The following is a 13,352-nucleotide window of genomic DNA, read 5'->3' as shown; positions in this document are numbered from 1 at the left end:
TTTATTGCGAAACAGGCTTTAGGTTGAATCGTATTTTGTCAACAACAGAACCTGAAACATTGCCATTTGAATTTATCTCCTGCAAGGTAGCAAATGTAAGTTTGTTGCTAAGGTTTTGGTTGTACGGAATTTCGATTTTAATGTAATTTTTAGTAAATCCATACATTTTACCATGATCATTAAAGGATTCGAACAGGACTTCTTCTGTCTTGCCCAAATTTTCCCGGTAAAATGCATTTAATTTTTTCTCAGAAAGAATTTGAAGCATTTTTGCTCTTCTTTTTCGCTCAGGAATTGGAACAACCTCTTTAATTTCGAGAGCTTTGGTGCCTTGTCTTTCCGAGTAAGGAAAGACATGTAGTTGGCTAATGGGTAATTCTTTGATGAATAAATATGCATCTTCGAAATCTTGATCACTTTCGCCGCGACTTCCGGCAATTACATCAACACCAATAAATGCATCGGGAAGTAAGGATTTAATTTTTCCAATCCGTTGAGCAAATAGTTCTCTGTCGTATCTTCTCTTCATAAGCTTTAAAACTTTATTGGATCCCGCTTGAAGAGGTAAATGAAAATGATTCACAAATTTTTCTGATCGGGCAACAAATTCAATAATCTCGTTGCTTAAAAGGTTGGGTTCAATGGAGGAGATCCGAAAACGACTGATTCCTTTTACTTTTTCAAGCTCTTTAATTAAATCCAGAAATGTTTCGTTTGTACTTTTTCCAAAATCACCGATATTTACTCCTGTCAGGATAATTTCTTTTGCACCTTGTTTGGCAACTTCCTCTGCCTGTTGTACCGTTTCTCTTATGCTCATGTTACGACTATTGCCTCGGGCAAATGGAATGGTGCAATAGGTACAATAGTAGTTGCATCCATCCTGAATTTTGAGAAAACAACGGGTTCTGTCTCCCATTGAATAGGAAGAATGAAAATCTTTAACCGATTCTACTTCACATGGATGCAGTTCTCCGGTACCTTTTTTCTCAAGATGATCTATGTATTTGTGGATGTTGAATTTCTCATTGGCTCCCAAAACGAGATCAACTCCGGGAATTGCAATAATTTCATCAGGTTTAAGTTGCGCGTAGCATCCAATTACCGCAATAAATGCATTAGCATTGGTTTTAATTACCTTTTTAATGGCTTGTCTGCATTTTTTGTCAGCATGATCTGTAACAGAACAAGTGTTTATAATGTAAATATCAGCTTTCTCCGTATGCTTAATTGTTTCGAAGCCCATTTCTTTAAATGAACGGCCAATTGTAGAGGTTTCCGAAAAATTAAGTTTGCATCCTAATGTGTAGAATGCTACTTTTTTACCTTGTAACATAGTTTCTTCCCTTCTTGCTGATATTCAGCTTCTAGCTAAAATAAATGAACTATTTCAAATTTAATTTGAAATAGTTCAAAATATAGAAATAATTTAAATCGCAAATTTAGGAAAAAGAATTACTTTTTTACCCCAATACAAGGCTGTTGGAAATATATTCTTTATATAACTGATGAACAATACCATCGGTAACCCCAATTTTGGGTACGTGTATCTTATCTGCATTTGCCCATTCCATAATGCTTAGGAAAATTGTTGCTGCAGGAATGATAACATCAGCTCGGTCAGGATTCATGTCGAAGTTGATCATTAATTCCTGATAGCTGTATTGTTTAAGGTCGTAGTAAATACTTTTAAATTCTTGGTATGTAATGAATTTTTCTTTTTTTGGTGCCGCAAGTTTAACCAATCTGTTGATGTTACCACCTGATCCGATAAGTTCAATGTTTTCGCAGCTAGGACATACATCCAATAAACACTCTTTTATACGAATAAATTCATCTTTTGGGACACAGTCCCGAAGAATTTTAATGGTTCCCACATTAAATGAGGCGGAGAATTTGCAAATTCCTTTTGAAAAGAGAGTTAGTTCAGTACTGCCACCACCAACATCCACATATAAATAATCTTTGCTTGGGTCGAGAGTATCTGCAATTTTATTATCAAAAATAATGCTGGCTTCTTCTTTTCCATTGATAACGTCAATTTTTATTCCGGATTCATTTTCAATTCTTTGAATAATTTCAGTGCCGTTAACAGCCTCTCTCATTGCTGATGTTGCGCAAGCGCGGTAATTCACAACCTCATGAACGTCCATAAGGTTGCGAAATGCTTTCATGCTTTTAATTAATTTCTCGGCTTTATCTGCAGAGATAATTTTATCTATAAAAGTATCAGTTCCCAAACGTATTGGAACCCTTACTAATGATGATTTCTTAAAGTGAGCATTACCGCCTTCTTCAAGCACATTCATAAATAACAACCGGATGGCATTTGATCCGATATCTATGGCGGCAAATTTCATTATTTTCATAAAAGAGTATATTTAGATTTTCAGTGAGAAAAAATAAGTCAGATGATTCAATTTCATGTAACACCTTTTTGCGGTCAAATGTACATATTCAAGAATATAATTTAAATGAAATTTCCCAGTAATGCAATAAATAGATTTTATAGAAGGTGACTTGCCAGTTCTGCAAGGTGACTTCTTTCTCCTTTTATTAAGTTGACATGAGCAAATATATCCTGTCCCTGCATCCTGTCTGAGAGGTATGCTAAGCCATTCGATTTTTTATCCAGATAAGGTGAATCTATTTGTTCAATATCTCCTGTGAAAATCATTTTAGTACCTTCGCCTGCACGTGTAATTATTGTTTTAATTTCGTGGGGTGTAAGGTTTTGAGCTTCATCAACAATGAAGAATGTATTTGAAAGACTTCTTCCTCTAATGTATGCTAATGGAGTAATCTGTAATCTTTCATCTTTTAAAAGTTCGTCAATTTTGAGATACTCTTTACTATGGACGTTAAATTTATGCTTGATTACACTCAGGTTGTCGAAAAGAGGTTGCATGTAAGGGCCTATTTTTTCTTTGGCATCGCCCGGTAAATAGCCCAGATCTTTATTGGCCAAAGCAACAATTGGTCTGGCAAGGAAAATCTGATCGTACATGTCGATTTGCTGAAGAGCAGTTGCCAAAGCGAGTAATGTTTTTCCGGTTCCAGCTCGTCCGGTTAAAGCTACTAAGGATATTTTTGGATCCATGAGAGCATGCATGGAGAAAGTCTGTTCTGCATTTCGGGGATAAATTCCGTAAGCATTTGGTTTTTCAACCCGGGATATTATTTTCTCAACGGGATCGAAATGTGCAAGCGCACTAGATGAATTATTTTTCAGAATAAAATATTCATGACCTTTAATTGGTTTTTCAAGTCCAAACTCTTTTTCAGGAATTCCTTCGTTTGATTTATACAGAAAAGTGATCTTTTCATCATTAAAATCTTCAAGGGTTGTTATTCCCAGGCTAATTACATCATCAAGATCCTTAACCTGATCATTTTTATAATCTTCTGCAGGAATCCCTAATGATTTCGCTTTCATCCTAAGGTTAATATCCTTGGAAATCAGAATGACCTTTTTTTTACCGCGGTGGTTGTGAAGATACTCTGCAATAGCCAGAATTCTGTGGTCGGGGATGTTTTCCTGAAACGAACTTTTCATTTGAGGAGAAAATTCTTTTCCTGTTTCAACGGATAATTTTCCCAGATTTTTTCCTAGAGGAACACCGGCAGTAAAGAGCAGGTCTCCGGAAATACGGTCTAATTCTCTGCTGAATTCACGTGCGTGGTAATTAATCTGATCATTACCTTTTTTAAATTTATCCAGTTCCTCCAGAACGGTTATAGGAATAACAACATCATTTTCTTCAAAATTGTAAATTGAATTAAAATCATGAAGAATAACATTTGTATCAAGAACGAAAACCTTTTTGAGTTTTGCCATAATGAATGGTGTTAGAGGTTAATTTCGACAGGCATTTAGAGCCAGGCTTTATTTTATCATAATTATAAAATACTACTACTTAAATTGTTAGGTCTAAAAGTGATTCTATATCTCTTGATTTTAGGAAACATACCTAATGCTTTCGATTAAATAGTAGCGTTTCATAGTTTTAATTTAGCAATTTTTGCAGGAAATTCAACCTGTTAACACAAATTTTAAGAAATTTTATTCTTCTTTGTAAAATCATCAATATTAGTAGAAAATACAAAATGAATTATCAGGAAACTTTAGATTATATGTTTACTAAACTGCCTATGTATCAGCGTACAGGGCAGGCTGCTTATAAAGCCAATTTAGATACAACATTGGCTTTGGATGAGTATTTTAATCATCCCCATAAGAAGTTTAAATCGATTCATGTTGCAGGAACAAATGGAAAAGGATCAGTTTCTCATACTATTGCGTCTGTTTTGCAATCAGCGGGTTATAAAGTTGGTCTGTACACTTCGCCCCATTTAAAAGATTTTAGAGAGAGAATAAAAGTTAATGGTGAGCTTGTTTCTGAGGATTATGTAGTTGATTTTATTCGGAAGCATCAAGATAAATTTGAAGAATTATGTCCTTCCTTTTTTGAGATGACAGTTGCGATGGCTTTTGATTTTTTTGCTGATGAAAAGATAGATGTTGCTGTTGTGGAAGTAGGTTTAGGAGGAAGGTTGGATTCGACTAATATCATTTCGCCTGAACTTTCGGTGATAACTAATATAAGTAAAGATCATACTAATTTGTTAGGCTCGGAGCTTGCACAAATAGCCACAGAAAAGGCTGGAATTATAAAGAAAAATGTTCCTGTTATTATTGGAGAGAAACAGGAAGAGGTGATTGATGTCTTTTTGAGAATTGCCTCAAACAACAAATCTGATCTGATATTTTCAGAAGACAGGTATATGAATCAGTCCTCTGAATTGATTGATAACAAAAGAAATCTTGTTTACCAGTCTCTTGAAAATAATTCAATAATCAATTTATCGTGCGATTTATTGGGTCTTTATCAGATTAAGAATATCAGAACTGCTCTATGTGTGTTTGATGAATTGAATAGCAAGGGGTGGGGTATTTCCGAAGAATCTATGAAACATGGAGTTTCAGGAATAGTTAAAAATACTGGTTTGTTAGGGCGTTGGCAGACAATTGGCAATGCTCCAAGAGTAGTGTGTGATACCGGACACAATGTTGCAGGAATTAAAGAAATAATAGAGCAAATTGAATCGATGGATTACGGAAAACTGCATATTGTTTTTGGTGTCGTAAATGATAAAGATCTCACTAATATTCTTGAATTAATGCCGAAGAATGCGAGCTATTATTTTAGTCGGGCAGATATTCCCAGAGCATTGGATCAAGAAGTTCTTGCTGCAAAGGCGAAAGCTTATGGATTACTTGGAAATACATACCTGTCTGTGAAAGAAGCTCTAGAGGCTGCGAAGACAAATGCTCTTGAAAATGATTTGGTTTTTGTGGGAGGAAGTACTTTTGTTGTTGCAGAAGTTGTATAAACAAAACTAAGGTTTTTATTGCTGTGGTAATTTTTTCTGTTTATATTTGCAGTCGTTAAGGGCGATTAGCTCAGTTGGTTCAGAGCACTTGGTTTACACCCAAGGGGTCATAGGTTCGAATCCTATATCGCCCACATTTACAAGAAATTAATGTATTGTTTTTTGTAGTGTCCCCAGCGCCATTTATTTAAAATTAAATTTGTATAACAAAATAATCATTAGAGAAATTTTTCTTTAATGGAAACTTGGTTATTTTTGTTTTCATTTAAGGTGTAAGTAAGAAATTATGGTTCAAAGTTCTAAGAAAATTCAGGGGGTTCCTGAGCCGACAATTAGGCGCATGCCGTCATACTTAGCATTTGCAGAAGGCTTGTTAAGGAAAGGACAGCAGTTTGTTTCATCTACGCAGATAGCAAACTACATGAATATCGACCCCACCCAAGTCACAAAAGATTTATCCTATACAACTATTGTTGGAAAAACAAGAGTAGGTTACGAAGTTAAAGCGTTGGTAGATGTTTTGTCGGAGTTTCTTGGATTTACTATTATGGATAATGCTTTTCTTGTTGGAGCTGGATCTTTGGGGTCTGCATTATTGCATGATAGCGGATTGTCACATTTTGGATTAAATATCGTTGCGGCTTTCGATGTTAATTCTTCGACCATTGGGAAAAAATTTAATGATATTGAAGTATTCCACATCGATCAATTTCGTGATTTATCGCAGGAAATGAATGTGGTAATGGGAATTATTACTGTTCCAGCTGAAAATGCTCAAACAGTTGCCGATTTGATGGTAGCATGGGGTATTAAAGCGATTTGGAATTTTACGCCGGCAAGAATCAAGGTTCCGGAAGATATCATTGTTCAAAACACAACACTCTATTCTAATCTGGCAATTATTTTTAATAAATTGCATAACGATAGAAAAGAAGTTCTGTAAGATATAAGATCAATAAAATAAAAGACAGGGCTGTTGGAAAATTTCAACAGCCCTGTCTTTTATTTTATTGATGTTTACAATTTAATCTTCCAGAATGCTAATGGCGTGGTCTAAAATAGTTGTATCATCCAGTTCAACAATACCACCATAAGGGCCTTGTTCAACATGAATTCCTGTGCATTGGCCTTCATCAAAATTGGTTCCACCAAAATAATTTCTAACGGTTTCTACTTCTAATTGTAAATCTTCTGCAATCCTTTGCATACTACCTTCAGGTAAACTATCTTTAATTTCTCTTAACTTATTGAATGTGATTGTTTTAGTCATATGCTTTTAAGTTTTAATTAAAGGTTAGAAATTGATTTGCTCCTTAAATTTAACGAAAGTAATTGTTAATTTAAAATTATTAGGGTGTTAAATCATGTTAAAAAGTAAGAGTAAAACTGGTTTTTTCGTTTGGAATTGACTGTGCAGTAATGGTTCCTCCGTGCAATCGCAATATCTGTTTTGACAGACTTAATCCAATACCAGAGCCTTTCGGTTTTGTTGTGAAAAATGGAATGAACACTTTATCAAGCACCTCTTTTATAATGCCTTGTCCGTTGTCGCTTATTTGAATTGATATTCTGCCTCTTTTGTTCATAAAGGCTTTCAGTTCAATTTTTGGATCGGTTGTGTGTTCGAGTGCATGAATAGAGTTTTTAATCAAATTGATTAAAACCTGTTCAAGCAGCTGTTCGTCGGCAGAAAGCTCCAGACTTTGAGGGTTGATACTAATCTCACATTTGATGCCTTTCCTCTTTATTTCCTCTTCCATCAGGCGATGAATGTTGTCAAATAGCTTCTCTATCTGAAAAATACCGAAATTTGGCTTTGGAATTTTTGTAAGATTCCGATAAGTATCTACAAAATGCAAAAGTCCGGAACTTCTTTTATGGATTGTTTCAAGAGCCAGTTTAACCTCGTTCAGTGTCTCCAGATCCTCATCTTGAAACTTATTGGTGTTGTTTTCCCCGAAATCATCAAGAATTGTTGTTAGTGTAGTAGAAAGGGAAGAGATTGGCGTAATTGAATTCATAATCTCATGAGTAAGTACCCGAATAAGTTTTTGCCAGGATTCAATTTCTTGTTCTTCCAGTTCGTATTGGATGTTTTTAATTGACACAAGTATTACTTGCCGGTTGTTAATTTTAAACTCGGTAGCGTAAATTGCAAGCTTTAGGATATCCTCATTGTCAATAACTTTAACCAGTGTGTTTTCTCCATGCTTAAGGCTTAACAGGCAATTTACAAGTTCCTCACTAAAACCGCTTAAGTCTTGTATTTTTTTAAGGTTGCTTACCTGAAAAAGTTTCTTAGAGGCATTGTTAATCATTTCTACTTTTCCATCGCGGTGAAATGCAATTAAGCTAATTCCAATGTGTTGAATTACGGTTTGTAAATAGAAATAATGTTCTTCTTTTTCTGCTCTTATTTTTTGAAAATCAGTAATTACCGCATTGAAAGACTCCTGCAGCTTGTCGAATGAGCTTCCAAGACCCTGAACCTGGAAATTTCGTGTGAAATCAGAATATCGTATGGATTCCAGAAAATTCTTTAGCAGGCGGTTGGTTTTTTCAACGTACTTAATAATTTCATATATTTGATAAATAATCGCAATAAAAGTAAGGCTTGCTGTGAAGTAGAGGCTCTTTTTTGCAATCAAGTAAAATAATAAGAATATCGTTGCTGAGAGCACGATGATTCTTATTATAAAATTAATCCGGAAGCTTTTATAAACCATATTTTTCTAGTCTTCGATAAAGAGATGTGCGTGTAAGACCTAATTCTCCAGCAGCTTTGGAAATATTTCCTTTATTTGTTTTCAATACTTTCTGTATGATGTTCTTTTCAACTTCTTCAAGGTTATAGGAGTCAAATTCAACATCATCCTGACCATTTCTTTCAATACTTACTTGGAAATCGGCCGGATCCAGATTCCGATCGTCTGCCATAATGATTGCCCTCTCCATTAAATGTTGAAGTTCTCTCACATTTCCAGGCCAACTGTAATCGTAAAGTTTGTTTAGGCATGCTTTTGATAGAGGGTTGATGCCTTTTTTATACTTTTTAGAATATATTTCAAGAAAATGATTTGCCAAAAGCGGTATGTCTTCGTATCGTTCTCTTAAAGCAGGAAGACTTATTTCAACAGTATTAATTCTGTACAGAAGATCCTGACGATATCTGTCTTCTGATGCCATTTGTTTTAGAGGCATATTGGTTGCACATATTAAACGGATATCGATAGGAATTGGCTTGTTTGATCCAACCCGAATCACTTCTCTTCGCTCTAAAACAGTTAATAGTTTTGCTTGCATCGGCAGGCTTAAATTCCCAATTTCATCTAGGAATAGTGTTCCGCCTGAAGCAATTTCGAATCGGCCGGGACGGTCGGCGCGGGCATCTGTAAATGCACCTTTCACGTGTCCAAACAGTTCGCTTTCAAATAAGTTTTCATTTATGGATCCAAGATCAACGCTGATAAAAACTTCATCTTTTCTTGATGAGTTTCGGTGCAGTGCTCTTGCAACCAATTCTTTGCCCGTACCGTTTTCGCCAAGGATCAAGACATTGGCATCTGTTACCGCCACTTTTGTGATGGTTGAGAATACCTGCTGCATTTCAGGAGATGTACCAATAAAGTCATTAAACGGTTGGTCAAGAACTGCATTTAATTCTTTTTGTTTTGTCTTTAGTTCTTTGACTTCATCTTTCGATCTGCGCAGTTTTATTGCTGATGAGATGGTGGCAAGAAGTTTTTCGTTCTGCCATGGTTTTAATATAAAGTCTGTAGCACCTGCTTTTATAGCTTTTACCGATTTTTCGATATCGCCATAAGCTGTAATGAATAATACAACCGCCTGTGGGTCAATTTCAAGTATTTTATTTAGCCAATGATATCCTTCCTGACCGCTAATTGCATCTTTTGTAAAATTCATGTCAAGCAACACAACATCGTAATGATCCTGTTTCATGAGTTTTGGAATCATTTCCGGATCAGACTCTGTGTGTATTAATTCTACGTGTTGTTTAAGCAGCAACTTTAAAGAAAACAGGATATCTTCGTTATCATCAATAGCTAATATTTTGCCGTTTTTTTGATTTGCCATAATTTGAATTAATTTGTCGTTTCAGGTTTTGGTACTTAAATAGGAATCCAAGTTATCATTAAAATTTTAATATTAAAAGAAAAATGTTCGCATACGTACAGTTCTTGTATTGTTTTCGTTCACAGATGCGTGGAAATCAATAAGTTTTGGTTTTTCAAGGAGTTGTTAATCAATGTTAAAAGTGTTTTGGCATGAAAGTGGCTATATTGCGGTTGTGTTTGAAAAAGGATTAAAAAAGTCAAATTATAATGGATAGAGTTATTGAAAAGAAAGCCTGGTATTTACTAAGGAAAAACTGGTACTTGGCGGGAGCCGTTCTAGGTGTTGTTGTCTTGTATGCAGCATTTTTGGGAGAGTCAGGATCCCGATTACGTATTGATGCAGAGAAAATTTCAATTGGAGATGTGAAGACTGATTATTTTCAGGAATACATTGCCCGAACGGGAACGGTTAATCCAATTACCACTGTTTATTTAGATGCTATTGAAGGAGGCCGGGTTGAAGAGATACTGCTGGAAGAAGGAAGCATGGTTAAAAAGGGGGATGTAATACTCCGTTTAAGCAACTCAGAGTTGAACCTGCAAATATTAAATTCGGAAGCTGGCTTTACTGAGCAGGTAAACAGATTACGGGATACCCGTTTAAGTATGGAACAGGATCGTTTGAATGTAAGAAGAAGTTTGTTGGATATAGATTTAAATTTGGCAAAGAGTAAAAGGGCTTATCAGAGAAATAAAATTTTCTTTGAGAAGGATTTAATTTCCCGGGAAGAATTCGACGAGTCAAATGATAATTACAATTACTATAAAAAAACCAGAGAGTTGCTTTTGGAGAGACAAAAAACCGATTCTCTTGCGCGTACAATTCAAATTCAACGATTGGATGCCAATTTGAAAAACATGGAAAACAATCTGGAAATGGTTCGTGCAAAACTCCAGAATTTAAATGTAAAAGCACCTGTTGATGGTCAGTTAGGATCTTTAAATGTTGAATTGGGAGAGTCAAAGTCAAGAGGGCAGCGCTTAGGGCAGGTGAATGTATTGGATAATTATAAAATAAATGCGATGGTTGACGAACTCTACATTGCACGATTAAATAAAGGATTAAAGGCTAAATTTAGTTTTAGCGGCGTTGATTATAATTTAGTGGTTTATAAAGTTTATCCGGAAGTACGTAGTGGTCAGTTCGAAATTGATATGAAATTTGTTGGTGAGCTTCCTCCTGGAATTAGAACCGGGCAAACATTTAGAACAAAAATTGAATTGGGAGAGCCCAGGGAGGCTGTGTTGATTCAAAGAGGAGGTTTTTTTCAAAGTACTGGAGGGCAATGGATATTCGTTGTGGATCCCAGTGGTGAGTTTGCTGCAAAACGTGCAATTAAACTGGGAAATCAGAATCCAATGTATTATGAGGTTCTTGAGGGTTTGAAACCGGGAGAGAGAGTTGTAACAAATAGCTATGAATCATATGGAGATGTTGACAAATTGGTTTTAAAGTAAGTGGATGTTAAGAATTTTATTGAATACCGTTTTACGAAGTTTATATCGGCAAAAAGCCTACTCCTTAATGAATATTTTAGGATTGGCAACTGGTGTGACTTGTACGTTACTCATATTAATATGGGTAGAATATGAAACAGGATTTGATAAGTTTCATGAGGATATTGATCAGGTTTATAGCGTTTATGAGAGTCAGAACTATGCAGACGGGGATGTGTTTTCGGTATATTCAACACCTGCGCCATTAGCCGAATCAATAAAAAGAACATTTCCGGAAATTAAGTATTCCACCAGAATGGTTACTACCTGGGGACAATTGATTCTTTCTGCAGATGGGAAAAGCTTTGTTGAAGATGGCGGGAAAATTGTTGACGCAGATTTCTTTCAGATTTTTACTTTTCCTATCGTAGAAGGAGAAAAAGAGAATCCTTTTAAGGAGGAAAATTCAATTGTGCTTACAGAGAAGCTCGCTCAGAAATTGTTCGGCGAATTGGATCCGATTGGAAGAAAGATTGAAATAAATTCCAAATTTGATTATGTAGTTTCGGCTGTGATTCAAAATCCGCCGGCTAATTCATCAATAACTTTTGACTTTATTCTTCCTTTTCAATTTTTTGGGAAGTTGTGGGCTTATGATTTAAATGATTGGGAGGCAAATACTTTTCACACTTTTATCAAGGTAGAAGAAGGGGTTGATTCGGATGATTTGGCAGCTCAGTTACAAACGTATATTAAAGATCGTATTAAGAATTCAAATGTAGATCTTGATCTTCAGGCTTTCGTGAAATATCATTTGTATGCCATTAATACGAATAAAGTTGGTTCAATTTGGTATGTGAGAGTATTCCTGCTGGTAGCTGTTTTGATACTTTTAATTGCCTGTTTCAATTATATGAATTTGGCAACAGCCAGATCAGAAAGAAGAGCAAAAGAAGTTGCTGTTAGAAAAGTAGTTGGAGCTCAGCGAAAAGGTTTAATCGGTTTATTTCTTGGCGAATCGATATTTTTCACATTAATATCCTTAGGAATAGCCGTTGTTTTGGTCGAATTACTACTTCCTGTTTTTAGCGATTTAACGGATAGAGATTTGTCACTGGGGATAAATAATATAAAATTTTTGTTTAGCGTTTCGGGTATTGTATTGCTTACTGGAATTGTGTCAGGAAGTTATCCGGCGTTGTTTCTGTCCTCTTTTCTGCCAATTCATGTAATTAAAGGTGTGTCAAGAAAAGATTCTGCTCTGCTCAGGAAGGTGTTGGTAGTCATTCAGTTTAGTATGTCGATATCTCTGTTTATTTGTTCAGGAATTATTTATCAGCAACTGAAATTTTTAAGGGAATCGGATGTTGGCTACAATAAGAACGATTTGATTTATATTGAGATGGCAGATGATTTTAATTCGATTTATCCTAAGTTGAAAAATGAGTTGATTAAAATTCAGGGAGTTTACTGGGTAACTGCAGCAAACCAAATGCCGGTAAATTTTACAAATTCAACTTGGGATGTAGATTGGCCCGGAAAAATAAAAGATTCTGAAGATATCTTGTTTCAATTGTCTTTTGTGGATTATGATTTCATTGAAACATTTGAAATGAATGTGATTCAGGGAAGGGGATTTTCCAAATTGCATGGCGGGGATAGCTTGAAATTTATTATTAATGAATCGGCGGCAGAAAAGATGAATATGGTTCATACCATTGGAGAACCTTTGCAGATTTGGGATTATTCGGGCGAGGTGATAGGTATTGTTAAAGATTTTAATTTTAATAGTCTTCAGGTTGGAGTGGAACCCTTAATCATGATGCGAAACCCGGCAGCTTTTAAATACATAGGGATTCGAATTGGAGAAGATGTGGAGCCAATTCTAAATAAAATAAGAACAGTCTGGGACTCAACAGTTCCGGATATTCCGTTTACTTATCGATTTTTGGAAGAGGACTTTAAGTATTTTTATACGGCTGAATCTCGAATGAGTAAAATATTTATTTCATTTACAATAATAGCTTTTATTATTTCATGTTTGGGTTTGTTTGGGCTTGTTTCCTTTGTTACAGAACGAAAATCCCGTGAAATGGCACTAAGGAAGGTCTTTGGAGCTAATATGGATACTGTATTTCAATTGTTGTTGAAAGAATTTTTTAAATGGGTAATGCTTTCCAATTTCATTGCTTGGGTACTTTCATTTTTTGTGATGGAGTGGTGGTTAAAAGGGTTTGCCTATCGGATAGATATTGGAATTGGAATTTTTATCTTGTCAGGATTTGTATCTCTGTTGATAACCTTTCTTACTGTTTATCAGCAAATATGGAAATTGGCTTTAAAAACTCCGGTGCGTGTGCTAAAATATGAATAAGTGATTGTTTA

General features: G+C 35.3%; 10 protein-coding genes and 1 tRNA gene. 5 read left to right on the top strand and 6 right to left on the bottom strand.

Annotated features, from left to right (window positions below; translation table 11 throughout):
• Position 1: 1 nt before the first annotated feature.
• The 3 genes from mtaB to BZG01_RS05610 form a co-directional block, all read right to left on the bottom strand.
• Positions 2 to 1,336, bottom strand: a complete 1,335-nt coding sequence (gene mtaB, locus BZG01_RS05620) for a tRNA (N(6)-L-threonylcarbamoyladenosine(37)-C(2))-methylthiotransferase MtaB (RefSeq protein ID WP_101308845.1) — start codon at positions 1,334 to 1,336, stop codon at positions 2 to 4.
• Between the two features lie 127 nt (positions 1,337 to 1,463).
• Positions 1,464 to 2,369, bottom strand: a complete 906-nt coding sequence (locus BZG01_RS05615) for a Ppx/GppA phosphatase family protein (RefSeq protein ID WP_218973013.1) — start codon at positions 2,367 to 2,369, stop codon at positions 1,464 to 1,466.
• Between the two features lie 137 nt (positions 2,370 to 2,506).
• On the bottom strand, positions 2,507 to 3,838 hold the full coding sequence (locus tag BZG01_RS05610) for a PhoH family protein (RefSeq protein WP_101308844.1): 1,332 nt from the start codon (positions 3,836 to 3,838) through the stop codon (positions 2,507 to 2,509).
• A gap of 269 nt (positions 3,839 to 4,107) precedes the next feature.
• Here BZG01_RS05610 and BZG01_RS05605 point away from each other — a divergent pair, with 269 nt between their 5' ends.
• The 3 genes from BZG01_RS05605 to BZG01_RS05595 all read left to right on the top strand — a co-directional run bounded on the left by BZG01_RS05605 (position 4,108) and on the right by BZG01_RS05595 (position 6,337).
• A complete protein-coding gene (locus BZG01_RS05605; protein ID WP_101308843.1) occupies positions 4,108 to 5,394 on the top strand; it encodes a bifunctional folylpolyglutamate synthase/dihydrofolate synthase in 1,287 nt (428 codons plus the stop codon).
• A 59-nt stretch (positions 5,395 to 5,453) separates the two neighbouring features.
• Positions 5,454 to 5,528 (top strand) — tRNA-Val (locus BZG01_RS05600).
• 152 nt (positions 5,529 to 5,680) lie between these two features.
• A complete protein-coding gene (locus BZG01_RS05595) occupies positions 5,681 to 6,337 on the top strand; it encodes a redox-sensing transcriptional repressor Rex (RefSeq protein ID WP_101308842.1) in 657 nt (218 codons plus the stop codon).
• A gap of 81 nt (positions 6,338 to 6,418) precedes the next feature.
• Here the strand turns inward: BZG01_RS05595 and BZG01_RS05590 are convergent, their stop codons facing one another.
• The 3 genes from BZG01_RS05590 to BZG01_RS05580 all read right to left on the bottom strand — a co-directional run bounded on the left by BZG01_RS05590 (position 6,419) and on the right by BZG01_RS05580 (position 9,489).
• Positions 6,419 to 6,664, bottom strand: coding sequence for a DNA-binding protein (locus BZG01_RS05590; protein ID WP_101308841.1), 246 nt, complete (start codon positions 6,662 to 6,664; stop codon positions 6,419 to 6,421).
• A gap of 97 nt (positions 6,665 to 6,761) precedes the next feature.
• Complete coding sequence (locus BZG01_RS05585) at positions 6,762 to 8,042, bottom strand: sensor histidine kinase (protein ID WP_245870274.1); 1,281 nt, start codon at positions 8,040 to 8,042, stop codon at positions 6,762 to 6,764.
• Between the two features lie 67 nt (positions 8,043 to 8,109).
• Positions 8,110 to 9,489 (bottom strand): sigma-54-dependent transcriptional regulator, encoded by a 1,380-nt coding sequence (locus BZG01_RS05580; RefSeq protein ID WP_101308839.1) that lies wholly within the window; start codon positions 9,487 to 9,489, stop codon positions 8,110 to 8,112.
• 248 nt (positions 9,490 to 9,737) lie between these two features.
• Between BZG01_RS05580 and BZG01_RS05575 the strand changes: the two genes are divergently transcribed.
• Together BZG01_RS05575 and BZG01_RS05570 are read left to right on the top strand one after the other, a co-directional pair.
• On the top strand, positions 9,738 to 10,988 hold the full coding sequence (locus BZG01_RS05575) for an efflux RND transporter periplasmic adaptor subunit (RefSeq protein WP_101308838.1): 1,251 nt from the start codon (positions 9,738 to 9,740) through the stop codon (positions 10,986 to 10,988).
• A 4-nt stretch (positions 10,989 to 10,992) separates the two neighbouring features.
• Entirely contained in the window at positions 10,993 to 13,341 is a 2,349-nt protein-coding gene (locus BZG01_RS05570) for an ABC transporter permease (protein ID WP_101308837.1), read from the top strand.
• The last annotated feature ends 11 nt before the right edge of the window (positions 13,342 to 13,352 follow it).

This window comes from Labilibaculum manganireducens, from assembly GCF_002843385.1.
GTDB classification, from domain to species: domain Bacteria; phylum Bacteroidota; class Bacteroidia; order Bacteroidales; family Marinifilaceae; genus Labilibaculum; species Labilibaculum manganireducens.
Note: the sequence above shows the minus strand (reverse complement) of the source record. Positions and strands in the feature narration are given on the sequence as shown.